At 60.5% G+C, this 25,699-nt stretch carries 21 protein-coding genes, 2 tRNA genes and 2 rRNA genes (1 of these 25 running past the window's edge); 11 read left to right on the plus strand and 14 right to left on the minus strand.

Features of this window, described 5'->3' with window-relative positions; genetic code table 11:
• Positions 1-3: 3 nt before the first annotated feature.
• Positions 4-810: an enoyl-ACP reductase FabI gene (gene fabI / locus ASG19_RS06270; RefSeq protein WP_062454250.1), complete on the plus strand. Its 807-nt coding sequence runs from the start codon at positions 4-6 to the stop codon at positions 808-810.
• Positions 811-847: 37 nt separating this feature from the next.
• Here the strand turns inward: fabI and ASG19_RS06275 are convergent, their stop codons facing one another.
• The 7 genes from ASG19_RS06275 to ASG19_RS06305 form a co-directional block, all read right to left on the minus strand.
• Positions 848-1,495: a tetratricopeptide repeat protein gene (locus ASG19_RS06275; RefSeq protein WP_062454251.1), complete on the minus strand. Its 648-nt coding sequence runs from the start codon at positions 1,493-1,495 to the stop codon at positions 848-850.
• A gap of 83 nt (positions 1,496-1,578) precedes the next feature.
• The gene (locus tag ASG19_RS06280; RefSeq protein ID WP_062454252.1) at positions 1,579-2,586 is read right to left on the minus strand and encodes a class I SAM-dependent methyltransferase; all 1,008 of its coding nucleotides are present in this window, start codon (positions 2,584-2,586) and stop codon (positions 1,579-1,581) included.
• A gap of 92 nt (positions 2,587-2,678) precedes the next feature.
• Positions 2,679-4,811 carry a polyribonucleotide nucleotidyltransferase gene (gene pnp / locus ASG19_RS06285; RefSeq protein WP_062454253.1) on the minus strand — a complete coding sequence of 711 codons (2,133 nt, stop codon included), beginning with the start codon at positions 4,809-4,811 and terminating at the stop codon, positions 2,679-2,681.
• Positions 4,812-5,150: 339 nt separating this feature from the next.
• A complete protein-coding gene (gene rpsO, locus ASG19_RS06290; protein WP_062454254.1) occupies positions 5,151-5,420 on the minus strand; it encodes a 30S ribosomal protein S15 in 270 nt (89 codons plus the stop codon).
• A 144-nt stretch (positions 5,421-5,564) separates the two neighbouring features.
• A complete protein-coding gene (truB, locus tag ASG19_RS06295; protein ID WP_062454255.1) occupies positions 5,565-6,494 on the minus strand; it encodes a tRNA pseudouridine(55) synthase TruB in 930 nt (309 codons plus the stop codon).
• Between the two features lie 16 nt (positions 6,495-6,510).
• Complete coding sequence (gene rbfA / locus ASG19_RS06300; protein WP_062454256.1) at positions 6,511-6,921, minus strand: 30S ribosome-binding factor RbfA; 411 nt, start codon at positions 6,919-6,921, stop codon at positions 6,511-6,513.
• Positions 6,922-7,091: 170 nt separating this feature from the next.
• Positions 7,092-8,858, minus strand: a complete 1,767-nt coding sequence (locus ASG19_RS06305) for a hypothetical protein (protein WP_062454257.1) — start codon at positions 8,856-8,858, stop codon at positions 7,092-7,094.
• Between the two features lie 269 nt (positions 8,859-9,127).
• Between ASG19_RS06305 and yghU the strand changes: the two genes are divergently transcribed.
• Together yghU and ASG19_RS06315 are read left to right on the plus strand one after the other, a co-directional pair.
• Positions 9,128-10,027 (plus strand): glutathione-dependent disulfide-bond oxidoreductase, encoded by a 900-nt coding sequence (gene yghU / locus ASG19_RS06310; protein WP_062454258.1) that lies wholly within the window; start codon positions 9,128-9,130, stop codon positions 10,025-10,027.
• 36 nt (positions 10,028-10,063) lie between these two features.
• Complete coding sequence (locus ASG19_RS06315; protein ID WP_062454259.1) at positions 10,064-10,441, plus strand: hypothetical protein; 378 nt, start codon at positions 10,064-10,066, stop codon at positions 10,439-10,441.
• Positions 10,442-10,501: 60 nt separating this feature from the next.
• Here ASG19_RS06315 and ASG19_RS06320 read toward each other — a convergent pair whose 3' ends face one another.
• Both ASG19_RS06320 and ASG19_RS06325 read right to left on the minus strand, forming a co-directional pair.
• Positions 10,502-11,620: a mandelate racemase/muconate lactonizing enzyme family protein gene (locus tag ASG19_RS06320; protein WP_062454260.1), complete on the minus strand. Its 1,119-nt coding sequence runs from the start codon at positions 11,618-11,620 to the stop codon at positions 10,502-10,504.
• A gap of 30 nt (positions 11,621-11,650) precedes the next feature.
• Entirely contained in the window at positions 11,651-12,643 is a 993-nt protein-coding gene (locus ASG19_RS06325) for a GntR family transcriptional regulator (protein WP_062454261.1), read from the minus strand.
• A gap of 110 nt (positions 12,644-12,753) precedes the next feature.
• On the opposite strand from ASG19_RS06325, the gene ASG19_RS06330 reads away from it, so the two are divergent.
• The 8 genes from ASG19_RS06330 (at position 12,754) to ASG19_RS06365 (ending at position 21,469) form a co-directional block, all read left to right on the plus strand.
• Positions 12,754-13,854, plus strand: coding sequence for an Ldh family oxidoreductase (locus ASG19_RS06330; RefSeq protein ID WP_062454262.1), 1,101 nt, complete (start codon positions 12,754-12,756; stop codon positions 13,852-13,854).
• 63 nt (positions 13,855-13,917) lie between these two features.
• Positions 13,918-14,631, plus strand: a complete 714-nt coding sequence (locus tag ASG19_RS06335) for a FadR/GntR family transcriptional regulator (protein ID WP_062454263.1) — start codon at positions 13,918-13,920, stop codon at positions 14,629-14,631.
• Between the two features lie 65 nt (positions 14,632-14,696).
• A complete protein-coding gene (locus ASG19_RS06340) occupies positions 14,697-15,668 on the plus strand; it encodes a sialic acid TRAP transporter substrate-binding protein SiaP (protein ID WP_062454264.1) in 972 nt (323 codons plus the stop codon).
• Positions 15,669-15,738: 70 nt separating this feature from the next.
• Complete coding sequence (locus ASG19_RS06345) at positions 15,739-16,317, plus strand: TRAP transporter small permease (protein ID WP_062454265.1); 579 nt, start codon at positions 15,739-15,741, stop codon at positions 16,315-16,317.
• 4 nt (positions 16,318-16,321) lie between these two features.
• A complete protein-coding gene (locus ASG19_RS06350) occupies positions 16,322-17,728 on the plus strand; it encodes a TRAP transporter large permease (protein WP_062454266.1) in 1,407 nt (468 codons plus the stop codon).
• A gap of 74 nt (positions 17,729-17,802) precedes the next feature.
• Positions 17,803-18,867: an L-idonate 5-dehydrogenase gene (locus ASG19_RS06355; RefSeq protein WP_062454267.1), complete on the plus strand. Its 1,065-nt coding sequence runs from the start codon at positions 17,803-17,805 to the stop codon at positions 18,865-18,867.
• On the plus strand, positions 18,864-20,063 hold the full coding sequence (gene uxuA, locus ASG19_RS06360) for a mannonate dehydratase (protein WP_062454268.1): 1,200 nt from the start codon (positions 18,864-18,866) through the stop codon (positions 20,061-20,063). Before ASG19_RS06355 ends, uxuA begins: the two co-directional genes overlap by 4 nt.
• Positions 20,060-21,469 (plus strand): mannitol dehydrogenase family protein, encoded by a 1,410-nt coding sequence (locus tag ASG19_RS06365; protein WP_062454269.1) that lies wholly within the window; start codon positions 20,060-20,062, stop codon positions 21,467-21,469. The genes uxuA and ASG19_RS06365 overlap by 4 nt, the downstream gene beginning before the upstream one ends.
• 91 nt (positions 21,470-21,560) lie before the next feature.
• Here ASG19_RS06365 and ASG19_RS06370 read toward each other — a convergent pair whose 3' ends face one another.
• The 5 genes from ASG19_RS06370 to ASG19_RS06390 all read right to left on the minus strand — a co-directional run.
• Complete coding sequence (locus ASG19_RS06370; protein WP_062454270.1) at positions 21,561-23,147, minus strand: gamma-glutamyltransferase family protein; 1,587 nt, start codon at positions 23,145-23,147, stop codon at positions 21,561-21,563.
• Between the two features lie 449 nt (positions 23,148-23,596).
• Positions 23,597-23,673: transfer RNA gene (locus tag ASG19_RS06375), tRNA-Met, on the minus strand.
• A 23-nt stretch (positions 23,674-23,696) separates the two neighbouring features.
• Positions 23,697-23,773 (minus strand) — tRNA-Met (locus ASG19_RS06380).
• Positions 23,774-24,028: 255 nt separating this feature from the next.
• Positions 24,029-24,143: ribosomal RNA gene (gene rrf, locus ASG19_RS06385) — 5S ribosomal RNA — on the minus strand.
• Between the two features lie 222 nt (positions 24,144-24,365).
• Positions 24,366-25,699, minus strand: a 23S ribosomal RNA gene (locus ASG19_RS06390) (it continues 1,591 nt past the right edge of the window).

Below are 25,699 nucleotides of genomic sequence, written 5' to 3' on the forward strand. Positions count from 1 at the left end.
TTGATGTCCGGGATCATGCAGGGCAAGCGCGGCCTGATCATGGGCGTTGCCAACAACCACTCGATCGCCTGGGGAATTGCCAAGGCGGTCGCGGCACAGGGTGCGGAAGTGGCTTTCACCTATCAGGGTGAGGCGCTTGGCAAGCGGGTCAGACCGCTTGCCGCCGAACTCGGCTCAGATTTCGTGGTTCCCTGCGACGTCGAAGACATCACGTCGGTCGACGCAACGTTTGAAGCGCTGCGCGAACGCTGGGGCACGATCGACTTTCTCGTTCATGCCATCGGCTTCTCCGACAAGAACGAGCTGAAGGGCCTCTACGCCGACACGACGCGCGAGAATTTCTCGCGCACGATGGTAATCTCCTGCTTTTCCTTCACGGAAATCGCCAAGCGCGCCGCAGCCCTGATGCCGGATGGCGGCTCTATGCTGACGCTGACCTATAACGGTTCACAGCGCGTCATTCCGAACTACAACGTGATGGGCGTTGCCAAGGCAGCGCTTGAAGCCTCGGTGCGGTATCTGGCCGCCGATTTCGGCCCGAACGACATCCGCGTCAACACGATCTCCGCCGGCCCCGTGCGCACGCTTGCCGGCGCCGGGATTTCCGATGCACGGGCGATCTACGCCTGGAACCAGCAGAACGCGCCGTTGCGCCGCACTGCCACGATCGAGGACATCGGCGGATCGGCACTCTATCTGCTGTCGGATCTCTCCCGCGGTGTGACCGGCGAAGTGCATTACGTCGATGCCGGATACAGCATCACCTCACTGCCAAGCCTCGACAGACTGCGCAAGTCCGACGCTCAGTAGCATCCGACGCGTGCGATCCCTGGGACGGCGGGCACTTTCAATTTGAGTTCAATTCCCGGACCGCGTCGGCATTGCCGGCACTCGCTGACTGCTTGAGCAGTTCTTTGGAGCGACGTGGATCGCTCGACCGGATCAACTGCGCCAGCTTCAGCTGCGCCCAGTGATCGTGCGTGAAAGGCAGGCTCTTTTCGAAATAACTTTGCGCAAGGGCGAGGTTCTTTGCGACCCCCTCCCCGTCCATCAACATGAAGGCCAGCATATGATGGGCCCACAGGTTGCCTTTGCTGGCGGAGCGCTCGTACCATTCGACAGCCCGTGATGGATCAGCCCGCAGGCTCAAGCCCTTCTGATAGAACCAGCCGACCTTCAGCTCCGCATGCATGTCGCCAGCGTCGGCGGACTGGCGATACCAGCGGAGCGCTTCCGGAAGATCGAGTGGGACACCTGAGCCTATCTCATAAGCTTCACCGAGCTTGTATGCTGCCGCAGCGTTGCCGTTCTTGGCCGCGAGCCGGAAGTAATGCGCGGCAATGCGAAGGTCATCCGGCCCTTTGACCTTGTATTTGCGATAGGTTTCCGCGGTGTTGAACCATTCCCAGGTCAAGCGAACACTGGCGCGCGGCTCTTCGGCGCTCGCCGTTTCAGTGGCGATCAAGAGCAGAAGTGCTGAAACAACGCCTTTCATACAAAAACCCCGACAGCTCGAACGCAACTTCAGTGTGCATTCGAGCTGTCGGGACGGGCAATCCTAGATTTTGAGGGGTGACGTTACTTCTTCGCCCACAGGATCTTGAAGCGGGCGTTGCGGCAGGTTTCGCCGTATTCCCGGAACGCTTCCTCGAGCACCGGCTCGTATTGCATGCCGCGATTGGCGACCAGCATAAGCCTTCCGCCGCTTCTCAGCGCGCCCGCAGCCGTGCGGATCATCGTCTTGCCCAGTTCCGGATCCGCAGCCTGCGTCTCGTGGAAGGGCGGGTTCATGATGACGAGGTCGTATTTTTCCTTTGGCGGCTCGGTTCCCAGATCCTGCCAGAAGAAGCGGGCTTCGAGATCCGGGCAATTGTGCGCAACGTTCTGCTTTGCAAATTCCAACGCCCGGTGATCGGCCTCGAACAGGTCGATACGGTTCACGCGGGGCGAACGCTCGGCCAGCATCACCGAAAGATAACCCCAGCCCGCACCGAAATCGGCGGCATTGCCATCGAAATCCGTCGGGAAGCGGCTTACCAGAAGTTCGGAACCCGGATCGATGCGGTCGTGCGAGAACATGCCAGGAGCGGCCTGGAAGCGACCATCGACCGTGACGGCCGTTTTTTTCAGTGCCTGGATCGCGCCAGACGCATCCTCCGGCCGGCCGAACCAGATGGCAACGCCGTGATACTTCGGCGCGTAGTCCAGCGTGATGCCGAGCTTCAGCAGCATCGTGCGAATTGGTGCGATACCGTCTTCCTTGCCGCCGGCAACGACGATCAGGCCGCCAACCTTTACCCGCGCAAGCGCTTCGGCAATGCGGTTTTCGTTTTCGCCGCGATGCTTGCCGCAGAGTACGAGGGCACCGTCGTAATCCTCGCCCTCGGGCTCGGGAAACGCGTTGTCGCGCAGGCTGCGGAATAGTGGGCGGAACGGCTGGATGGCCGTGATCTCGGCATCAAACCCGTCAGGCAGGGCATTGCCCGCTTCCGCACCCAGAAACAGTATGCGCTCACCCTCGCCGGGCGTTTGGATCGCGTCGGTGGCGAAGGGATGAAAAAGGGTCTTCAGGGCTTCTCGGGTCATGATCGGATCTCGGGCGGTCGTGTCGTCGGTGAAAACAAAAAAGGCGCGGAAGTTATTCCTTCCGCGCCTCGATCTCTCGATAGGTCGAGGGCTTATTCGGCAGCTTCGCCGTCAGCCTTCTTGACTTCCTGGCCGGTGGCCTGGTCGACGGCCTTCATCGACAGGCGAACCTTGCCGCGCTCGTCGAAGCCCATCAGCTTGACCCAGACCTTCTGACCTTCCTTGACCACGTCCTGGGTCTTGGCAACACGGTCGGAAGCGAGCTGGCTGATATGGACCAGACCGTCGCGGGCGCCGAAGAAGTTGACGAAGGCGCCGAAGTCGGCGGTCTTCACAACGGTACCTTCGTAGATGGTGCCGACTTCCGGTTCAGCAACGATCGAATGGATCCACTTGCGGGCCGCTTCGATTTCCTTGCCGGAGGCGGAGGCAATCTTGACCGTGCCGTCGTCTTCGATGTTGATCTTGGCGCCGGTCTTTTCGACGATTTCGCGGATGACCTTGCCGCCCGAACCGATGACTTCACGGATCTTGTCGACCGGGATGTTCATCACTTCGATGCGCGGTGCGAATTCGCCGAGTTCCGAGCGACCTTCGGTGATGGCGTTGGCCATTTCGGCGAGGATGTGCTTGCGGCCACCCTGTGCCTGGCCGAGCGCGACCTTCATGATCTCTTCGGTGATGCCGGCGATCTTGATGTCCATCTGCAGCGAGGTGATGCCGTCGACAGTACCTGCAACCTTGAAGTCCATGTCGCCGAGATGATCTTCGTCACCGAGGATATCGGAGAGAACCGCAAAGCGTTCGCCTTCGAGGATCAGGCCCATGGCGATACCGGCAACAGGCTTTGCGAGCGGGACGCCAGCGTCCATCAGAGCGAGCGAGGTGCCGCAGACGGTTGCCATCGAGGACGAGCCGTTCGACTCGGTGATCTCGGAGACGACGCGCAGCGTGTAGGGGAACTGTTCAGCCGTTGGCAGCATCGGACGGATAGCGCGCCATGCGAGCTTGCCGTGGCCGATTTCGCGACGTCCTGGGGAACCCATGCGGCCGGTTTCACCAACCGAGTAGGGAGGGAAGTTGTAATGCAGAAGGAAGCGTTCCTTGTACATGCCGGTCAGGCTATCGACATACTGTTCGTCTTCGCCGGTGCCGAGCGTCGCAACAACGATCGCCTGGGTTTCGCCGCGTGTGAACAGGGCCGAACCGTGGGTGCGCGGCAGGATGCCGACTTCCGACACGATCTTGCGAACGGTCTCGAGATCACGACCGTCGATGCGGCTCTTGGTGTCGAGGATGTTCCAGCGAACGATCTTCGCCTGCAGGTGCTTGAAGGTCGCGCCGATGACTTCGGCCGGGTACTTCGGCTCTACGCCTTCCGGGAAGAAGTGTGCCTTGACCTTCGCCTTGACGGCGTCGACGGCAGCGTAGCGTTCAGCCTTCTGCGTGTTCTTGTAGGCGGTACGCAGTTCGGCTTCGAAGTGCTGCAGCATTTCGGCTTCGAGCGCGGAATGATCTTCCGGCTGGAAATCGCGTGGCTCCTTGGCGGCAACTTCAGCGAGCTTGATGATCGCGTCGATAACCGGCTGGAAGCCCTTGTGGCCGAACATGACGGCGCCGAGCATGATCTCTTCGTTGAGTTCCTTGGCTTCCGACTCGACCATCAGGACGGCGTCCTGGGTGCCGGCAACGACGAGGTCGAGAACCGACTCGTCCATCTCGTCGAGATGCGGGTTCAGAACGTATTCGCCGTTGATGTAGCCGACGCGTGCGCCGCCAACCGGGCCCATGAAGGGAACGCCAGAGATCGTCAGGGCAGCGGATGCTGCAACCATCGACAAGACGTCCGGATCGTTTTCAAGGTCGTGCTGGATGACGGTAACGACGACCTGGGTCTCGTTCTTGTAGCCTTCCGGGAAGAGCGGGCGGATCGGACGGTCGATCAGGCGGGAAACCAGCGTTTCCTTTTCCGACGGGCGACCTTCGCGCTTGAAATAGCCGCCCGGGATCTTGCCGGCGGCGTAGGTCTTTTCCTGGTAGTTGACGGTCAGCGGGAAGAAGTCCTGGCCGGGCTTGGCCGACTTGGCCGAAACAACGGTGGCGAGAACGACGGTTTCGCCGTAGGTGGCGAGAACCGCGCCGTCAGCCTGGCGGGCGATCTTGCCCGTTTCAAGCTTCAGCGGGCGGCCTGCCCATTCGATTTCGACGGAGTGGGTATTGAACATATGGTGTCCTTTAATGCGGGAGCACGCGCAGTGCCGTAGCCGGCGCAGTGCATAGTCGACCGCAATCGATGTGACAGATCACGGGCAAGACAACGGGAGGCTTCGGGTCGGCGACTTCGGTGGTCGACGTCTGCTCAGGGTTTTTGAGTGATCCCTGGTCGAAAGCATCCGGCAATCCTGCCCCATGACAGGTCAACGGTTTGTTTTTTGCAGATCCGGCCCATCCGGGTCTGCGGGCATTCTTGCGGCGCGAGATAAAGCGCATCGCAAACATTCCATCGGACGCTTGGCCCGAATGAGAAACCGGCAGGCGCCCGATTGAGCGCCCGCCGGAAATTTTTAGCGGCGAATGCCCAGAGCAGCAATCAGCTTGCTGTAACGGGATTCGTCTTTCTTCTTGACGTAGTCGAGAAGCGAACGACGTGTGGAAACCATGGTCAGAAGGCCACGACGGGAGTGGTTGTCCTTCTTGTGGCCCTTGAAGTGTTCGGTCAGATTGTTGATCCGCTCGGTGAGGATCGCGACCTGGACTTCCGGCGAACCGGTGTCGCCTTCAACGGTTGCGTATTCCTTGATGAGCTCGGCCTTGCGCTCTGCAGTGATCGACATCGTGTTATCCTTTCGAATATGAGGATTATGGGTCGCCTAAGGCCGGGATGTCGTCCAGTCTTGGCCGTGAAACGCAAAACAGGCGGAAAAGCCTGCTTTTGCTGGCGGTGCCTATAGACCATTCAAGGAGAGAATGGAAGAGGCTCAGCCAAACACCCGCTTCGGACGGAACTCTCCCTGGCCGATCTCGCCGATGGCAAGCAGCTTGCCACGCACCGTCGCATAGGCTTCCGCTTCGTCGGCCGGTGCATCGCGGCCGCGCAGGATAATCGGATTGCCCATCTTGATGCGGTGGGCCTGATCGTCTGTGACAGGCAGATGCGGCAGGCTGGAAAGCGCTTCAGACGTGTTGATCATGAAGGCATCAAGGGCTGCCAGCCGTTCGTCGCGATCCTCGATCTGTTCCAGCGCCACAAGTTCGGAGAGCGGCACCATGCGGTCTTCGGCAAAGGGCGCGACGAAGGTGCGGCGCAGTTCCGAGATATGACCGTAGCAGCCCAGATCGCGGCCGAAGTCACGGGCGAGCGCCCGAACATAGGTGCCCTTGCCGCATTCCACTTCGAAATGCGCCTTGTCCGGTGTCACACCGAGGAGCGTCAGGCGAAAGATCTGGACCTCGCGCGAGGGGATCTCGACAGTCTCGCCGTCGCGGGCCAGATCATAGGCCCGTTCGCCGGCAATCTTGATGGCGGAAAACTGCGGCGGGATCTGATTGATCGTGCCGGTGTAGTTGGGCAGAAGTGCGCGGATCTGTTCTTCGCTCGGACGGCTGTCGGACGATGCGGTAACGGCGCCTTCGAGGTCGTCGGTCGACCGTTCCTCGCCCCAGGTGACGGCGAATTCGTAGATCTTCCGCCCATCCATGACATAGGGCACGGTCTTCGTCGCATCGCCGAGCGCGATCGGCAGCATGCCTGACGCAAGCGGATCCAGCGTGCCGGCATGGCCGCACTTCTGGGCATTGAACAGCCACTTGATCTTGGACACGGCTTCGGTCGAGCCGAAATCGATCGGCTTGTCGAGAATAAGCCAGCCGGAAACCGGCCGGCCCTTTGGTTTGCGGGGTTTGGACATCAATACTTCTTGATTGTTATTTCTGGTCTTTGGTTTCGTCGCTGTTGAGATCACGCTGGACCTCCGGCGAGCGAAGAAGCTCGTCGATCTTCTTGTAGTTGTCGAAGCTCGTATCGTCGCGGAAGCGCACTTCCGGCATGTATTTCATCTGACGGAGCTGGCCGGCTATTCGGCCGCGGATATACTTGGCATGCCGGTTAAGCGCTGCGATCACGATGTCATGGTCAGCGACGCCAAGGGGCGTCACATAGGCCGTCGCGACCTTCAGATCGGTCGACATGCGCACTTCCGAAACGGAAATCACGGTTTTCTCGAGCAGGTCGTCGCGGACTTCGCCACGTTGCAGGACCTGGGTGATGGCGGCGCGTACCTGTTCGCCAACACGAAGCATGCGCTGCGACGGCGCCGAGGATGTGGGCTTGGTCATGTTGTTTCTTTCGTATAACGCCGCCGGGGCTCGTCCCGATGGGGCGCTTCGTCAAATGAAGGCGGTCACATGACAAAGGCCCGGCGAAAGGTCAAGGTCCAGCGGGTATTTAATCGGTCTGACTTGGAGGCCGTCGATGCCGATGACGCCTGAAAACAGCGTGTCGTCACTCATGCAACGGAGACGAGGGACGTTTCGCCAAGGGGTGTGGTTCCCATGATCTTCGCGTGCAGTTCCCGTTCCAAACCCATTGTGTAAAGGGCGGAAATGCGAGCCCCGAGTTCGATGAGGGCAGGCTCGATGGCGGCCAGTGGCCGGGCGCTTGCGAAGGCTTCGCCCTCTTCCGCGCAGGCCCGCAAAACCTCACCAAGCTCAATCTTGAAATCAAGCCGAGCAAGCGAGGCATCGATTTCGCCGACGGCGGATCGGCTGTGTTCGCCAAGCAGCGACATTTCGGTCTCCCTGCGATCGCCGACAACGCGGATATTGGCGAGTGCCTGTTCGAGCCGAAGATCGAGCGAGCCGCCCGTATCTTCGCAGGCGCTGAGCTTTTGCGCAGATTCTTCCAGCATTCTGAGATGAACGAGGATCTTGTCGGCGGCACCATCCAGTTCGCCCGCGTAATTGCGCAGTTCGGCGGCAACCACGTTGATCGCCTTGCCCTGATCTCCGATCCTGCCGCAGCGCAGATTGGTATTGAGGGCCATGTAGTGAATATCGGTGCGGACCAGTTGCACGACGCCGATGCTGGTGACGAGCTCGCTTACGGTCTGGCCGGTCGACCGGCTGAGTTCCGTCGCCTCGCCGGCAACGGCTTCGATCTGGCGAACCGCTTCGCGCGCAACGCCGACGCCGGTGTCGAGCTGGCGCATGGCGGCGTCGCTGCCCTGGCCTTCTGCCATCGTTTCCCGGATTGCATCGATCTTTTGGAGCTCTGAACGGAAACTCGTCACGCTTGCGACGATCTTTGCCGTGTCACGCTCGAAATGATCGATGGACTGCCTGAGCTGATGGGAGACAAGCCTCCGGATGACAGCGGACAGGTTGTCGCGCTGAGGACCGGTCAGCGGCGTAGCGTCCGGTGAGGCCAGAAAATCGTCGAGGAGCGTGAGCGTTGACTGGCAATGCTCGATCCGCTGGCGGGTTGTGTCGCCGATCTGCATGGCAGACAGCGTCGAGGCGAGCTTGGTCTGGATGCCGCGCGCGATTGCCCGGACGCTTGCAGCCTGTTCGATCATCGATCTGCGATTGAGAGCGATCGCCTCGCCGCCGTTCGACAGTCCTGCTGCGATCTGCGGGATTGTGTCCTCGTAGGAGCTTACAATCCTCTTCCCTCTTGTGATCAGGGAACCCAGTCCCTGGCCGAGATACTGGACCTTGTCCGAGAAATCATTGACCTGACGGGTGCCGTCCTGAATCCTTTGCAGGATTTCCTCAGCAAATCCTGCAAAGTCGGCAATTCCGGCGCCGGTGATCTTTGCAGTAACTGCAAAGGTGCGCAGATAGCGCAGGGTTTCCTGCATGTCCTCGGCATGGCCCTTCAGGTGCCCCTGGGCGTCGGAAATGAGGGTGAACTGGACCTGTCGGCCTTTCTCGTTTTCGCTCAGCTGAGAAAGCCGCGCGACCGTCTGGGTGAGCTCGAACAGGGATGCGTTCGCCGTTTCTGCGTCGAGCGAGCTCTCGGCCTGATCGAGCGAGGCGACCAAGCGGTTGAGAACGTCGAGAATGGAAAGAAGCGCTCGTCCGCCTTCGGTGAAGCGTTCCTCAAGGCGCGAACGGGCAGCGTCCAGCCGCGCGGCAAACGCCGAGGCATCTGCGGAAACACCCTCTTCTATCGATACGACCGCTCTGACTGCCATGTTCACCACCTTTTCCAGCTTCGCCGCAACGTTGAGTTCGTCGCTGGAAAACCGTTCGCCCTGTTTGTTGTGGGACACGTCTCCGCCTGAAGCAGGCACGGGTGTCCTCCAATAGCTGGACAGTGCCGGTGCAACGGTTAACTGAACAAGAACCGATCGCGGAGTTGCGTGTACGTGGTTAACCATTGCGCTCGTTCGGAACACCACGGGGCAGCATAGAGAGATCCTGACCAGCCTCAAAAAACGCGATACGATGGCGCTATAAAACGGGAAATCTCTTCTCGTTTTTCCTATATCGCAGGCATCGTTCGTATTTTAAGAGCAATTTTTCAGGAAGGACCGCCCTGATGACCGAGAAAACTCCTGCCGACAATTTTCCTGCCGGCTACGAGCCGCCGAAGATCTGGACCTGGGAAAAGGGCAATGGCGGCCAGTTCGCCAGTATCAACCGCCCGATCTCCGGCCCGACACAGGACAAGGAACTGCCGGTCGGAAAGCATCCGCTGCAGCTTTATTCGCTGGGCACGCCGAACGGCGTCAAGGTGACGATCATGCTGGAAGAGCTTCTGGCAGCCGGTCACACACAGGCCGAGTATGACGCCTGGATGATCAATATCGGCAAGGGCGATCAGTTCGGATCCGGCTTTGTCGACATCAATCCGAACTCGAAGATCCCCGCACTTTGCGACCACGCGCCAAAGGATGGCGGCAAGCCGCTGCGCGTGTTCGAGTCCGCCTCGATCCTAATCTATCTGGCGGAGAAGTTCGGCGCCTTCCTGCCGACCGATCTGCGCACCCGCACGGAAACGATGAACTGGCTGTTCTGGCAGATGGGCTCGGCACCGTTTCTCGGCGGTGGGTTCGGACATTTCTATGCCTATGCGCCGATCAAGATCAAATACGCGATCGATCGCTATGCGATGGAGACGAAACGCCAGCTCGACGTGCTCGACCGGCATCTTGCCGACAACCATTATATGGCGGGCGACGAGTACACGATTGCGGACATGGCGATCTTCCCCTGGTACGGCACGCTGGCGCTTGGCCAGGTTTATGGCGATGCAGGTGATTTTCTTGAGGTAAAGAGCTATGAGAACCTGCAGCGCTGGACGGCGGAGGTTTTCGCACGGCCTGGCGTCAAGCGCGGCCGCATGGTCAACCGGACATCCGGCGAGCCATCCGAGCAGCTGCATGAGCGCCACGACGCTTCGGATTTCGATACGAAGACACAAGACAAGATCGGCTGAAAGCCGATCAGCCGCATAGGACTTGAGGATACGAACATGGCAAACCTGCCTGAAATGACAAAACACCGAGGCTTTCCGGGCGGGATGCCAAGCACGGGGGTGCAGTTCACCATCCGCCGGGCCAATCCGAAAGGCGTGACGCCGATCAAGGCTCTGCCGCGCAGGGCTCGTCCCGGCACGAAAGAGCACAAGATCGACGGGGCATTTCTGCATGCGCTATGGCATCACTTCGGCACCGAACCCTTCGAGCGCGGCAATCTCGATGCCGCGCGTCTGAGCCTTCTGTTCGGGCGCGAAGTGCTGCCGGCCGACAAAACGTTCGACCCGCTTTCCTATGAGGCGATGCTTGTCATCAACGAAAAGCTGGCGCGGCAGAACTTTCCGGAATCGTTCGAGAATATCTTCGAGATCTGACGGCGTTTGTCGACGTTGTAGAGAAGGCCGCTGGCGAACGTCGCCGGCGGCCTTTCGCATTCAGCTGAGGCTCTTGCCGTATCGCTCGAAGCTTTCCTTCAGCACCGTCGTGCTGGCGCCTGGCTGCTGTGGCCTTCGATAAATGCCGCCATCGACATTGGACGGTTCCTCGAAGTGATCCTTGATCCAGGGAATGTATTCGAGAATCGTCGAGGCCGGATGCCAGTAGCTGAGATGGACATGAACCTGGCTCATCTCGCCCGCATGCGGCACGACGGGAAGCCGATGGGCCAGTGCCAGGTCCGCAACCTGGATATATTCGGTGACGCCACCGAGACGCGTGACGTCAGGCTGGACGTAGGACACGGCACCGGCTGATATGAACGCCCGGAACGCATCAACGGTATAGAGCTGCTCGCCAAGCGCGATCGGGATCGTGCTGCTTCTCGCAAGGGCCGCATGTCCGGCAATATCGTCGTACCAGAGCGGCTCCTCGAACCAGTAGATATCGAGATCGCGGGCTCTCTCGCAAAACCGCTGGCAGGTGGGGAGATCCCATTTGCCATTGCCATCGATGGCGATCCGCACGTCTGGGCCCAGCCGCTTGCGCACCGCTTCCAGGCGGCGCACATCGTTATTGGGATCGTCATGGCCGACCTTGAGCTTGATCCGGGTGAAGCCTTCTTCCTCCACGGCGCGCGCCGACCCGGCCAGCAGGTCCTCCAGCGAAAACGACAGCCAGCCGATATCGGTATTATACGCTTCAAGACGATCGGTTCTTGCACCGCCGAGCAGGCTCCAGAGCGGCACGCCTGCCTTCTTCGCCTTGAGATCCCAGAGCGCGACGTCGACGGCGGCCAGCGCCAGATGGGTGATCCCCGCACGGCCGACCCATTGCAGGGAGGGATAGCGTGCGAGCTTGGTCCACAGGCGCTGGTGCTCGTTTGCGTCCTCGCCGATCAGCAGCGGCGCGTAGCAATCCCTTATACAGGCCGTGATCAGCCGGTCGGAAGCCAGATGCGCATGTGTGCCGGTAAAGCCGTAGCCCTTCAGCCCGTCGGTGGTTTCGATCACGGTGCCGACGACACCCCAATGGGTGATGCTGTGGGTGCTGTCGGAAATCGAGTCCGAGGTCAGCGGCAGATGCAGGATGAATGGCTCTACGGATTTGATCTTCATTGTTGGGCTCCTCCCTCCCGGTGGTTCAAATCAGTCTGTTTTGACGTGCCCCTGCCGTTCCAGATAAGGCAGGTCAGGCAGGGCGATGTTTCGCGATGCGGCAGCCCTAATGCGGGCAATTGCGCGGTCGCGTGAGATCCGCAAATGCCTCTCCAGCGCATCGCATGCGGCGCCGATATCGCCGGAAGCGAGCGGCGAAAGCACGTCCAGATGCTCCAGCAGGAATGGCTCGCCGTCATAGCCGGTGGTCTTCGGCTGATAGAGAAAATGGTGGGCGACCAGGATCGCCTGCGGCAGGCTGATTGCCTGCATCAGCGCGCGGTTGTCGCAATATCCGAGAAGCTCCGAATGCAGCTGATGTTCGACGCGGTCGAGCATGTCGCCGGTGACCGTCTCGGCGGCGGCGATCGCCTGCTCGATGAACTCGATGCATCCCGCCACGTATCCATCGGGCAAGTGCGGGAAGGCCTGCTCGAGAGCCAGCGGTTCCAGCATCCAGCGCAGCTCGTAGAGCTGGCCGACATGGACAGGCGTCAGGCCCGGCGCCAGCCAGCGGCCGGCATCGTCCTTCAGCACCACGCCGCGTTGCTGCAGCCTTGCCATCACGTCCCGCGCAACGGTTCGGCTGACGCCGTGGGCTGCGGCAAGCGCTGCTTCGTTGATACGCCAGCTGGCAAGCGAGGTGCGGGAAACGATCTCGATCTCGATCTGGCGGTAGATCAGTTCCCAGCTCGACAGGAAATGGATCTTCTCGTCGGAGCCCGCAGGATGGCTCGACGGGGCGGCGGGCGCGGTGCCGCTTTCCGAGGACAGGATCTGGTATCCCCTGCCAGGGACGCGCTGCATCAGGCCTCGCAGTTCAAGCTCGCCCAAGGCATGGCGCGCTGGCGCCCGGCTGATGCCGAAGCGGTCGGCAAGGCTGGTTTCGGTCAGATACGCGCCGGCAGACAGCGCACCGGAGGCGATCTCGGATGCCAGTATCTCGCATACGCGTTGATGAAGCCTCGGGGACGGGCCAGCCATTCGGCTCTCCAGGACATGAAACGCAATCGATCGAAATCGCAGTGCATGGATTGCATCTTCCAAATCGGATGTCTAGTGTAGACAAAAGACATTGTGGAGGATGTCCTGACATGCCGACTGGGAATGACAGAGCGTGCGTTTCGCTTGTGGAGCTCGATCGCTTCTGCCGCGAGGTCCTTCTGGCTTGCGGCGCCGACGCTGCGACGGCAGACGCTGCAACGCGGGCGATGATGCATGGAACCCGCCATGGCGTGGACAGTCACGGCGTGCGTCTTCTCGACCATTATGTGACCGCGCTTGAAGGCGGTCGCCTCAACAAGGCGCCGAAGCTTAAACCCGTCGGCGGTTTCGGAGCGGTGGAGACGCTGGACGCGGATCACGCGCATGGCGCACTTGCGACCTATACGGCGATGGACCGCGCAATCGCGCTCGCGCGTCAGTTCGGCATCGGCGCTGTGGCGATCCGCAACAGTTCGCATTTCGGCCCGGCCGGCGCCTATGCGCTGGAGGCGGCCCGCCAGGGCGTGATTGGCTTCACCTTTTGCAATTCCGACAGTTTCGTGCGCCTGCATGAGGGCGCATCGCGCTTCCACGGCACCAACCCGATCGCCGTCGGCGTGCCGGTGAAAGGGCAAGATCCGTGGTTGCTGGACATGGCAACCAGCGCCATTCCCTATAACCGCGTGCTGCTCTACCGCAGCATGGGCACGACCCTGCCGCAGTCGGTCGCGTCAGATGTTTCGGGCATCGACACGCTCGATGCGAACAAGGCCGACATGCTGGCGCCGCTCGGCGGCGAATTTGGCTTCAAGGGCGCGGGTCTTGCCGGGCTTGCGGAAATCCTCAGCGCTGTCGTGACCGGCATGAGCCTGAGTTTCGACCTCGCCCCGATGGGCGGTCCAGATTTTTCGACGCCGCGTGGTCTCGGAGCCTTTGTCTTTGCGATCCTGCCGGAGGCGTTCGGCGATCGGGAGACGTTCGATGCGGGCATGACACGCTATCTGGACGTGTTGCGAAACTCTCCCGCCCGTGCCGACTGCCGGGTCATGGCGCCAGGCGACCGGGAATGGGCGGTTGCAGCGGATCGACAAGCATCTGGCGTCACGCTCGATCCGGCAACACACGCGGCTTTCGAAGGACTTGCTGGTCGCTACGGGGCGCAACTGCCGGTTCCAAACCTGGTTTTGCAGTCAGAGGTTGATGGCACTTGACTTCCCAAAATTGGTAAGACAATCTGACCGCATTACGCGTCGGGAGGACGCGTGGAGGACACCATGTTCGTAGCCCTTGAGCCGCGCCGCCTTTACAGGCAGGCCGCGGAACAGCTTCGTACGCTGATCGAAGCCGGAGAAGTCCGGGCCGGTGAGCGTTTGCCGGCCGAGCGTGAGCTTGCCGAGCGCCTTGGCGTGTCCCGTCCCACCATTCGCGAAGCCCTGATCGTGCTCGAAGTCGAGGGTCTGATCCAGATCCGCATGGGATCCGGCGTCTATGTCAGCGCCAGATCAAACCGGCAGCCGGAAATCCTTGCCGCCGATGACAGCGATGGTCCTTTTGAGATCCTGCAGGCGCGCTGCCTGATCGAGAGCGCTATTGCCGAAGAGGCAGCCCGCAAGGCGGACAGCGAGAGCATCGCCAAGCTCAATTCGATCCTTGCGGAGATGGAGGGTTCGCTCGACGATTCGCACCATGCGCTGGCGCTGGACCGGGCATTTCATACGGCGATTGCGGACATGATCGGCAATTCGGCGCTCAACCGCTTTACCGGCCTGATCTACGACAAGCGGCTGTCGCCGTATTTCACCAAGCTGGCCAGCTATTTCGAAGGCCCGCACACCTGGAAGGCAGCACTCGAAGAACACAAGATCATTCGCGACGCGCTTGCTGCGGGCAACCCCGCCGATGCGCGCGAGGCAATGCGGCAGCATTTGACGCTGTCGCAGAAGAGATTCTCGGAAAGCTTCGGAGAGGAGCCGACGAGGAACGACTGATCCGACCGCGAGGAGGCGGCGGATCGAGACGATAGTTTGAGATTTCAATTCGGGAGGAGAAAGTTATGTTGAAGTTTACCACTATTTTAGGTGCCGCCGCCGTCGTCATGGCGTCGGCAATCGGCGCACAGGCGCAAACAGCGCTCAAGTGGGCGCATGTCTATGAGACCTCGGAGCCGTTCCATACGGAATCCGTATGGGCTGCAGGCGAAATCGCCAAGCGGACCGAAGGTCGCTACAAGATCGACGTCTTCCCCGCGTCGCAGCTCGGCAAGGAAGCCGACATCAACCAGGGTCTGAAGCTCGGAACGGTCGACATGATCATTTCCGGCTCCAGCTTCGCTGCCCGCGATTACAAGCCGATCGGCGTGACCTACTTCCCCTACATCTTTCGCGATCCGGCGCACCTCATCGCCTATGTGAAGAGCGACGTCTTCAAGCGCCTCTCCAAGGGCTATGAAGACAAGACCGGCAACGTGATCACAGCCGTCAGCTACTACGGCACGCGCCATACGACATCCAATAAGCCGATCGAAAAATGCGCCGACCTGAAGGGCGTCAAGATGCGCGTTCCGGACGTTCCGGCCTACCTTGCCATGCCTCGCGCCTGCGGCGCCAACACCACGCCGATCGCGTTTGCCGAAGTCTATCTCGCCCTGCAGAACGGCACGGTCGACGCCCAGGAAAATCCGCTGACCACGATCGAGGCGAAGAAGTTCTTTGAAGTCCAGAAGAACATCGTTCTGTCCGGTCACATCGTCGACCATCTCAACACGGTCATTTCCAAGAGCCGCTGGGCAAGCCTGTCGGACGAAGACAAGAAAATCTTCACGGAAGTGACGCAGGAAGCCGCCACCCGCACCACCAAGATCATTGAGGAACGCGAAAAGGCGCTCGTCGAGGACTTCAAGAAGCGCGGCCTCAACGTTGTTGAAGTCGACAAGGCCGACTTCGAAAAGACGGTGCTCGAGAAGGTGACCTTCGAAGAGTTCGGCTACGCGAAATCCGATTGGGAAGCCATCCGCGCCATCAAGTAACGCGGATCACGCCAACGTTCGCGCGGCTCGCAAGAGCCGCGCCTTCCCTTCGTGAAACTGGATCGGATCCATGTCGACATCCCCGGAAATCCACACTCAGGTGACCCCTGAGGAGCTCGCCCATACATTCGACGAAGCGCCCGTCGATGTGGACCTTAAAATCTATGCCTTCGAGGACTGGGTCACGCTTGCCCTGTTCTGGGTGATGACGGGCTGCGTCTTCCTGCAGTTCTTTACCCGTTACGTCCTCAACGACAGCTATGCCTGGACAGAAGAAATCGCCGTCAATTGCCTGATCGGCGTGGTTTTCCTCGGTGCCGTCATGTGCGTGCGCATGTCGCGCCACATTCAGGTGGACGTTCTCTATCACTACCTGCCGCCGCATGTGACGCGCATCATGGCGACGTTGGTCGACATTATCCGGGTCGGTTTCTTTGCCTACGGATCATGGCTGATGTGGCGGTACATGGAAATCGTCGAGGGCGAGGAGATGGTCACCGTGAACCTGCCCCGCAACATCGTCTTCTACAGCGTGCTGGTTGCCTTCGTGCTGATGCTGCTGCGCTCCATCCAGGTTTTCGTCGCCAACATGCGCCGCGGTTATTCGGTGCTCGAGCGCCCCGAAGAATTCCAGAACGCCGAGGATTGATTTCATGCTGCTGCTTATCGGTTCGTTTCTTCTCCTGATGGTGCTGGGTCTTCCGGTCGCCATCTCCATGGCAACCTCGTCGGTCCTCTACATCGTCTTTTACAATGTTGCGCCTGACATCATCGTCGCGCAGCGGCTGATTGCCGGTGTCGAGAGCTTCCCGCTTCTGGCCGTTCCCTTCTTCATTCTTGCCGGCAACCTGATGAACAGCGCCGGCGTGACCGGCCGCATCTACTCTTTCGCAGTCGCGCTGGTCGGCTGGATGAAAGGTGGTTTGGCGCAGGTCAACATCATCGGTTCGGTCATCTTTTCCGGCATGTCCGGAACGGCGCTTGCCGACGCTGCCGGCATCGGCACGATCGAGATCAAGGCGATGAAGGACCACGGCTATCCGATCGAGGCCGCCGTCGGCGTCACCGCGGCATCGGCAACGCTTGGTCCGATCTTTCCGCCATCGCTGCCCTTCGTCATCTACGGGATGATGGCCAACGTTTCGATCGGCGCGCTGTTCATGGCCGGCATCGTGCCGGGCGTCGTCATGACGGTGCTGATGATGCTGACCGTTGCCATCTTCGCCTATGTGAAACGCTGGGGTTCCGATACGCCGTTCAGCTGGAGGAATATCCTCAGCGCATCGACGGAGGTCCTTGTTGTGGCCATGGTGCCGCTTGGTATCTATCTGCTGACGCTGACCGGGCTATCGCTCAACCTGTCGATCCTGATCGCGCTCGTCGTGCTTCTCGCCTGCGACTGGTATTTCGACTTCTCCGCCGTCATGGCGCTGATGACCCCGGTCATCCTGATCGGCGGCATGACGATGGGTTGGTTCACGCCGACGGAGGCAGCCGTTGCCGCCGTGCTGTGGTCGCTGTTCCTCGGCCTCGTGCGCTATCGCACCATGACCTTCAAGTCGCTTGCCAAGGCAACCTTCGACACGATCGAAACGACGGCCTCCGTGCTGTTCATCGTGGCCGCGGCCTCCGTCTTTGCATGGCTTTTGACGGTCAGCCAGACGGCGCAGCTTCTGTCGACGGCGATCACCAGCCTGACCGACAGCAAGTGGGTGTTCCTGATCCTCGTCAACCTTCTGATGCTGTTCGTCGGCTGCTTCCTCGATACGATCGCCGCCATCACCATCCTGGTGCCGATCCTGCTGCCGATCGTTTTGCAGTTCGACATCGATCCGGTGCATTTCGGCCTGATCATGACGCTGAACCTGATGATTGGCCTCTTGCATCCACCGCTCGGCATGGTGCTGTTCGTCCTGTCCCGCGTCGCGAAACTGTCCGTCGAGCGCACTACGATGGCCATCCTGCCCTGGCTGGTGCCGCTGCTGCTCGCACTGGTGCTGATCACCTTCGTGCCGGCAATCACGCTGTGGCTGCCGACTGAAATGGGCCTGATCCGCTGATACAGACACACATTCCGCGTCGGCCAGACCGGCGCGGAATGACCGATCGAAACGCATGAAACGAGGCTATCCCCATGCTTACCCGCGTCGTCCGCCTGCATGGCAAACGCGATCTCAAGGTCGAGAGCGAGGGTTATAAAGCTCCTCGCCCCGGTGAAGTGCTCCTGCGCATGGCGATGGGCGGCATTTGCGGCTCTGACCTGCATTATTACCAGGACGGCGGCTTCGGCCCGATCCGCGTGCGCGAACCGATCATTTCCGGACACGAAGCATCCGGCTTCGTCGAAGCGATCGGAGACGGCGTTTCCGGTCTCAGCGTCGGCACCCTGGTCGCCGTCAATCCGTCCCAACCCTGCGGCCATTGCCATTATTGCGGCATTGGGCAGCCGATCCACTGCCTCGAAATGCGGTTCATGGGCAGCGCCATGCGCCTGCCGCACGAACAGGGCATGTTCCGCGATCATCTCGTGGTGCCGGCAATCCAGTGCCATCCCGTGTCGGCCGATGTTTCGCCTGAGGAAGCCGCCTGCGCGGAACCGCTCGCAGTCTGCCTTCATGCAGTCTCCCAGGCCGGCGATCTCAAAAACAAGCGCGTGCTGGTGACCGGCGCTGGACCGATCGGCCTTCTGACCGTCGCTGCGGCCCGGTATGCAGGTGCTGCCGAGATCATCGTCACCGATCTCGCCGACGCAGCCCTTGCCCGGGCTCCCGCCATGGGAGCGACCGAAACGGTTAACGTGGCCGAAAACGCGGAAGCGCTTTCGCCCTATCTCGAAGGCAAAGGCACGGTCGATGTGGCCTTCGACTGCTCTGCCGCCGGCCCAGCGCTTCGCACCGCCTTTGCAGCCCTGAAGCCGCGAGGAACTCTTGTTCAGGTGGGCGTGACGGGAGATGTCACGATCCCGCTCAACATGCTGGTCGGCAAGGAAATCAACTGGCGCGGTTCGCAGCGCTTCGATCGCGAGTTTGCAGAAGCGGTGAATCTGATTTCTCGGCGCGCCATCGATGTGCGGCCAATCCTTTCGCATACCTATCCACTCGAGGACGCGGTGAGCGCCTTTGAACAGGCTTCGGACCGTTCCGTCGCCTGCAAGGTGCAGATCGCACTTTTCGACCATGAAACGGGAAGAACAGAATGAAGCATACCTGGCGGTGGTTCGGACCGATCGACAAGGTTTCGGTAAGGGATGCGGCGCAGGCCGGCGCGGAGGGCATTGTCAGCGCCCTGCATCACATCCCGACAGGGGCCGTATGGCCGGCCGACGAGATCGAGAAGCGACACGCGGAAATCAAGGCCGGCGGCCTTTACTGGGATGTGGTCGAAAGCGTGCCTGTCTCGGAAGAGATAAAGACCCAGACCGGCGACTGGCGCACCCATGTCGCCAACTGGCAGGAAAGCCTGCGCCGCCTTTCGCAAAGCGGCATTCGCACAGTCTGCTATAATTTCATGCCGGTCCTCGACTGGACCCGGACCGACCTGCGCTGGGAAACGCGGCACGGCGCAAAGGCAATGCGCTTCGACCTTACCGATTTCGTCGCCTTCGACATCCATATTCTGAAGCGACCGGATGCGGCCGCCGATTATCCGGAAGCCCTGCAGGACAAAGCGGCGAGGCGCTTCTCCGAGCTCGCGGACGACAGGATCGCAGCACTCGGCCGCAACATCGGTGCCGGGCTGCCGGGCTCGGCGGACGGCTACTCGCTCGACCAGCTTCTGGAAAAGCTGAGGACTTACCACGGCATCAACCGCGAAAAGCTGCAGTCGAACCTCGTCGATTTCCTTTCGCAAGTCGTCCCGGTGGCGGAACAGGTGGGGATCAACATCTGCGCTCATCCGGACGATCCGCCATGGCCGCTGCTTGGCCTGCCGCGGATTCTTTCGACCGAAGACGATTACGCCCATATGCTCAAAGCAGTCGACAGCCGCGCCAATGGCGTGACGCTGTGCTCCGGCTCGCTCGGCGCGCGTGCGGATAACGATCTCCCCCGGATTGCCGAGCGTTTTGCCGACCGCATCCATTTCGTCCATCTGCGCAATGTGACGCGCGATGAGGACTCCTTGCCCTGCTCCTTCTTCGAAGACGAGCATCTCGAAGGCGGTACCGACATGGTGGCGGTCATCGCCGCCCTGTTGAAGGAGGAGAAGCGGCGTCATCGCGAAGGACGTGAGGATCACAGGATTGCCATGCGGCCGGACCATGGTCAGGAGATCCTCGACGATCTCACCCGTGGCGCCCAGCCGGGCTATCCGGCGATCGGCCGGCTCAAGGGTCTGGCGGAACTACGCGGCATCGAGCGCGCGCTCAGCCATCCGGAATTTGGAGCAAGAGAATGACCCTGCAGAGACTTTCATCCGCGACGGTGTTGCCTGAAACTGTGACCGGTCCGACATTCGACCGCACGAAACTTCGCCCCGGGATCGTGCATTTCGGGCTCGGTGCCTTTCACCGCGCCCATCAGGCGGTCTATACGCAAAAGGCGCTCGAGGCGGAGTTTGGCCCCTGGGGCATCGTTGCGGTCAATCTGCGCTCGCCGGAGCCGGTCAAAGCGATTGCCGAACAGGACGGGCTGTACTCGATCACCGTGCGCGACACCGAGGGCGATCGTTCCGAGGTGATCGGTTCGACCGTCGACTGGATCTGCGCTGCGGACCAGCGCGACCAGGTTCTCGCCTATCTCGCCAGCCCCGACATCCGGATCGTCACACTCACCGTCTCCGAAAAGGCCTACGGGCTGCATCCGACGACAGGCGGCCTCGATTCCGATCACCCCTCCGTTGCCGCGGATCTTCAAAACCCGCAGGCGCCGGTCGGCCCGATCGGTTTCATCGTCGAAGGGCTGGCGCTTCGCCGCAACCTGGATGTCGCGCCTTTCACCGTGCTCTGCTGCGACAATCTTCCGTCCAATGGCAAGATCCTGCGGCGGCTGGTGCTCGACATGGCAAACCGGCGCGACCCGGCTCTTGCCGAATGGATTGCCGAGAACGGTGCATTTCCCTCGAGCATGGTGGACAGGATCGTGCCTGCCGCCACGGAAGAAACCCGGCAGCGCGCATCCCGACTGCTCGGCGTCGGAGACGCACTGGCGCTCGATACGGAGCCGTTTCTGCAATGGGTGATCGAAGACGAGTTCGTCTCCGGCCGACCGCAATGGGAAGCCGCCGGCGCCCTCTTTGCCGTCGATGTCGAGCCCTATGAAAAAATGAAGCTGCGGCTTCTCAACGGTTCGCATACGCTGCTTGCGCATCTGGGCCTGCTGGACGGGCTGGAATGCACACGCGACGTGATGACGGTCGAACGGCATGTTGACGATGTCGAGCGACATCTCAACACCGTGGTCAAGACGCTCGACCCGGTCCCGGGCATCGACCTGTCGGCCTATATCCAGCAGCTTCTGCAACGCTTTGCCAATCCGACAATCGCGCATCGTTGCGCGCAGATCGCGATGGATACGAGCCAGAAGATCCCGCAGCGTGTTTTCGGACCCGCAGTCGAGGTTCTCGGCCAAGGCGAGGATGGGGCGGCCTATGCGCACGTCGTCGGCGTCTGGCTTGCGGCCGTTTGCCGGCTACAGGACTGCAACGATCCGCGCCACGACGAGCTTCTCTCCGCCGCTGCACGGAGTTCGGACGAGCACCCCTCGGCCCTGTTTTTCGAGATCCCGGGCCTGTTTCCGCAGGTTCTGATCGATTCCCAGGCATGGCGCGCGCTGGTGGACGCGGAAATGAAACAGTGGCGCTAGGGCGTTCCTCTGTCTGCTAGAACGACAAAAAGCCCGCACTCGGCGGGCTTTTTGCACTTCTGAACGACGGTAACGGAATACGCCGCCATGGCTAGAAGCCGAGCGCCATGCCGTCCTTGCGGCTGTCCGACCCGCCCTCGAGCAGGCCGTCGCGGATGCGAATGGCCTGACTGCCTCCGATCGGGCTGGTGACGATCTTCAGCACATGGCCCCTCGCTTCAAGATCTGCCCGCACCGCCGGGCTGACGGTGGGCTCGAGTTCCAGCACGCCGCCGAAGCCGAAACTGCGCGGCACGTCCATGGCCGCCTGCAAATCGAGACCTCTGTCGATCACGCCCGACAGGAAGGCCGCATGACCCGCTGCCTGGTAATGGCCGCCCATCACGCCAAACGGCATCACCGTTTTGCCATCCTGCGTCACCATGCCGGGAATGATCGTGTGCATCGGGCGCTTCGACGGGCCGATCGCATTCGGATGCCCCTCGATCAGCCGGAAAGACGCGCCACGGCTGTGGAACAGCACGCCGGTCTTCGGGTCGAGACGCGTCGAGCCGAAGGGATGGAAGATCGAATTGATAAAGGAAATCGCGTTGCCCTGCGTATCGACGACGCAGAGATAGATCGTGTCCTTGTGTTCTGGCTCGTCCCACAGAACCGGCGGCAGTGCCTTCTTCATGTCGATACGGCTGCGGAGCGTCGCAACGACTTCGTCGGACAACAGCTGTTCGGCAACGCCCGCGCAATGGTCGGGGTCTGCGATCAGGGCGTCGCGGTGATGATAGGCGATCTTGGTCGCCTCCGCGTGCACATGGATCCGATCCGCCTCGTCCATGGCGGCGAGATCGAAGCCTTCGACGATCTTCAGGATCAGCAGCGCCGCCAGCCCCTGTCCATTCGGCGGGCATTCGTGGACGTCGAAACCCTTGTAGCTGGCGCTGACCGGATCCACCCAGTTCGCGCCATCCTTGCCAACCGCGAAATCCTCGAGCGTGTGCAGACCACCGAGCGAGCGCAGATGGGCAACCATCTTTTCCGCCGTTTCCCCTTCGTAGAAGGCGGCAGCCCCGCCTGCAGCAATCTCCTCGAGGCGGTCTGCCAAAAGCGGCTGGCGGATGACAGCGCCTGCAACGGGCGCCTCGCCTTCAGGCAGAAACACCGAAGCGGCGTGGCTGTCGCCGGCGATAACTTTTTCATTGCCCTTCCAGTCCATCGCGACACGAGGCGTGACGGGAAAGCCGGAACGCGCATAGCCGATCGCGCGCATGAACAAGCGCTCGAGCGGTAGAGTTCCATGGTCGGTGTGGAGACGGCACCAGGCGGAAATGGCACCCGGGACGGTGACCGAATGCGGGCTTGTCTGGGGAATCTCGCCGTTTAAGCCGAGCTCTGTAAGGGCTGCAACGGAGGCGGCGGCAGGCGCGCGGCCCGAACCGTTGAGCGCCTTGACCGCACCGCCCGCAGGTGCGTAGAGCGCAAAGCAATCGCCACCGATCCCGGTCATCAGGGGATCGACGACGCATTGGACGGAAACCGCGGCAATCGCTGCGTCGACGGCACTGCCGCCGTCCTGCAGGACTTCCAGACCGGCTGCCGTGGCAAGCGGATGCGACGTGGCAATCATCGCGCCGGTCGACAGGGTCGACGGGCGCCTTGCGGAAAAGAAATCGAAATCAGACATGTCATTCCTTTGTTTCACTGACAGCCTTTCATGGCCTCAGCGCCTACGGGTCCAAACGTCATCATATTCGGAGGGGATGTCGGTCAGCGGCAAACCTTTCGGCAGCCCGCCGCCCTTGGACGATAACCTCCATCAGGCAATCGGCTTTCACGATAGTGCAGCGAACGGCAAACCTGCAACCTCAAGGAAGGAAAAGCGGTCTCGCAGTTTCATTTGAGCGCTGAAACCTGCGGGCGTGCAGCTACGTCTTATGCCCTGGCAGAGGCTAGCAACTCGAGCGTCGCTCGAAGAGCTGTCAGGATTGTCCGAGGAGAAGGCCAGCAAAACCGAACCCATCTGTCGCCATCCGTCTTTGGCAGACCCGTATCGGTCGTTAGTGCGCTTCGGTTAGGCCACAAACGCAAAACACCCGCAGCTTTCGCTACGGGTGTTTTTCAATAATGATGATTTGGTTGCGGGGGCAGGATTTGAACCTGCGGCCTTCAGGTTATGAGCCTGACGAGCTACCGGGCTGCTCCACCCCGCGCCAAGCGAATTTGGCATTGCCAGTGGTTGCGGGGGCAGGATTTGAACCTGCGGCCTTCAGGTTATGAGCCTGACGAGCTACCGGGCTGCTCCACCCCGCGCCAAGCGAATTTGGCATTGCCAAATTTCGCGTCTGCGTCACGGCCATGCCGTGATGCCTGTGCCGGAGCAAATCCGAAGGATTTGTCTCCTTTGAGGGACGCACCGGCGACAGACCGAACGTCCCATTATTTCGTTAAACCCCAGCAACGACAAAAGGCCGCTTTGGGAGCGGCCCTTGGTTTGGCCAGGGGCCGGTTTGTTATGTGTGAGAAGATTGTTTGGTCCATCCTTATGGATGGCATTGCCTTTAATAGACCTGGCAGCGACCTACTCTCCCGCGTCTTAAGACGGAGTACCATTGGCGCAGGGGTGTTTCACGGCCGTGTTCGGAAAGGGAACGGGTGCAGCCACCCCGCAATGACCACCAGGTCGATTAAGGGCAATGTATGCGTGGCAATGGGCGACCATTGCAACGCTTTATCGAGAAGCTGGCGGGGGCGAACCCCCTTTTGTCTTAGTTGAACACGTCTTTGGTGCAACAAACCGGACGAACACTGACGTGTTCGCCGGGCCCGTCGCAAAGGCTTTCGCCTTCGCTCTGTCAGGACCAACGCTCACGCGTTGGCCTTGAGATGAGCATAGTCAATGAGAACGATGAAGCCAATCGGGCTATTAGTAAGGCTAAGCTTCATGCATTACTGCACGTCCACACGCCTCCTATCAACGTGGTCGTCTTCCACGGCCCTGATAGGGAATACTCGTTTTCAGGTGGGTTTCCCGCTTAGATGCCTTCAGCGGTTATCCCTTCCATATATAGCTACCCTGCTATGCCGTTGGCACGACAACAGGTCCACCAGAGATATGTCCATCCCGGTCCTCTCGTACTAGGGACAGATCCTGTCAATATTCCTACACCCACGGCAGATAGGGACCGAACTGTCTCACGACGTTCTGAACCCAGCTCACGTACCGCTTTAATTGGCGAACAGCCAAACCCTTGGGACCTGCTCCAGCCCCAGGATGCGATGAGCCGACATCGAGGTGCCAAACAACCCCGTCGATATGGACTCTTGGGGGTCATCAGCCTGTTATCCCCGGCGTACCTTTTATCCGTTGAGCGATGGCCCTTCCACGCGGGACCACCGGATCACTATGACCGACTTTCGTCTCTGCTCGACTTGTCAGTCTCGCAGTCAGGCGGGCTTATGCCATTGCACTCGACGACCGATTTCCGACCGGTCTGAGCCCACCATCGCGCGCCTCCGTTACTCTTTCGGAGGCGACCGCCCCAGTCAAACTACCCACCATACACTGTCCCGGATCCGGATAACGGACCGCGGTTAGACATCCATGACGATAAGGGTGGTATTTCAAGGATGGCTCCACGAGAACTGGCGTCCCCGCTTCAAAGCCTACCACCTATCCTACACATGCCGACACGAATGCCAGTGTAAAGCTATAGTAAAGGTGCACGGGGTCTTTCCGTCTAACCGCAGGAACCCCGCATCTTCACGGGGAATTCAATTTCACTGAGTCTATGTTGGAGACAGCGGGGAAGTCGTTACGCCATTCGTGCAGGTCGGAACTTACCCGACAAGGAATTTCGCTACCTTAGGACCGTTATAGTTACGGCCGCCGTTTACTGGGGCTTCAGTTCAAAGCTTGCACCTCTCCCTTTAACCTTCCAGCACCGGGCAGGCGTCAGGCCCTATACGTCGTCTTTCGACTTCGCAGAGCCCTGTGTTTTTGATAAACAGTCGCTACCCCCTGGTCTGTGCCACCCCTTTCCACTTGCGTAAAAAGGGGTCACGCTTCTTCCGAAGTTACGCGTGCAATTTGCCGAGTTCCTTCAACATAGTTCTCTCAAGCGCCTTGGTATGCTCTACCTGACCACCTGTGTCGGTTTCGGGTACGGTCTATACGGTGGAGCTATTTCCTGGAACCGCCCCGCTGCACATCCAATCCAATAAGGAGGTACAACTTAC

It is taken from the genome of Rhizobium sp. Leaf306 (assembly GCF_001423425.1).
In the GTDB taxonomy this organism is placed as follows: Bacteria; Pseudomonadota; Alphaproteobacteria; order Rhizobiales; family Rhizobiaceae; genus Neorhizobium; species Neorhizobium soli.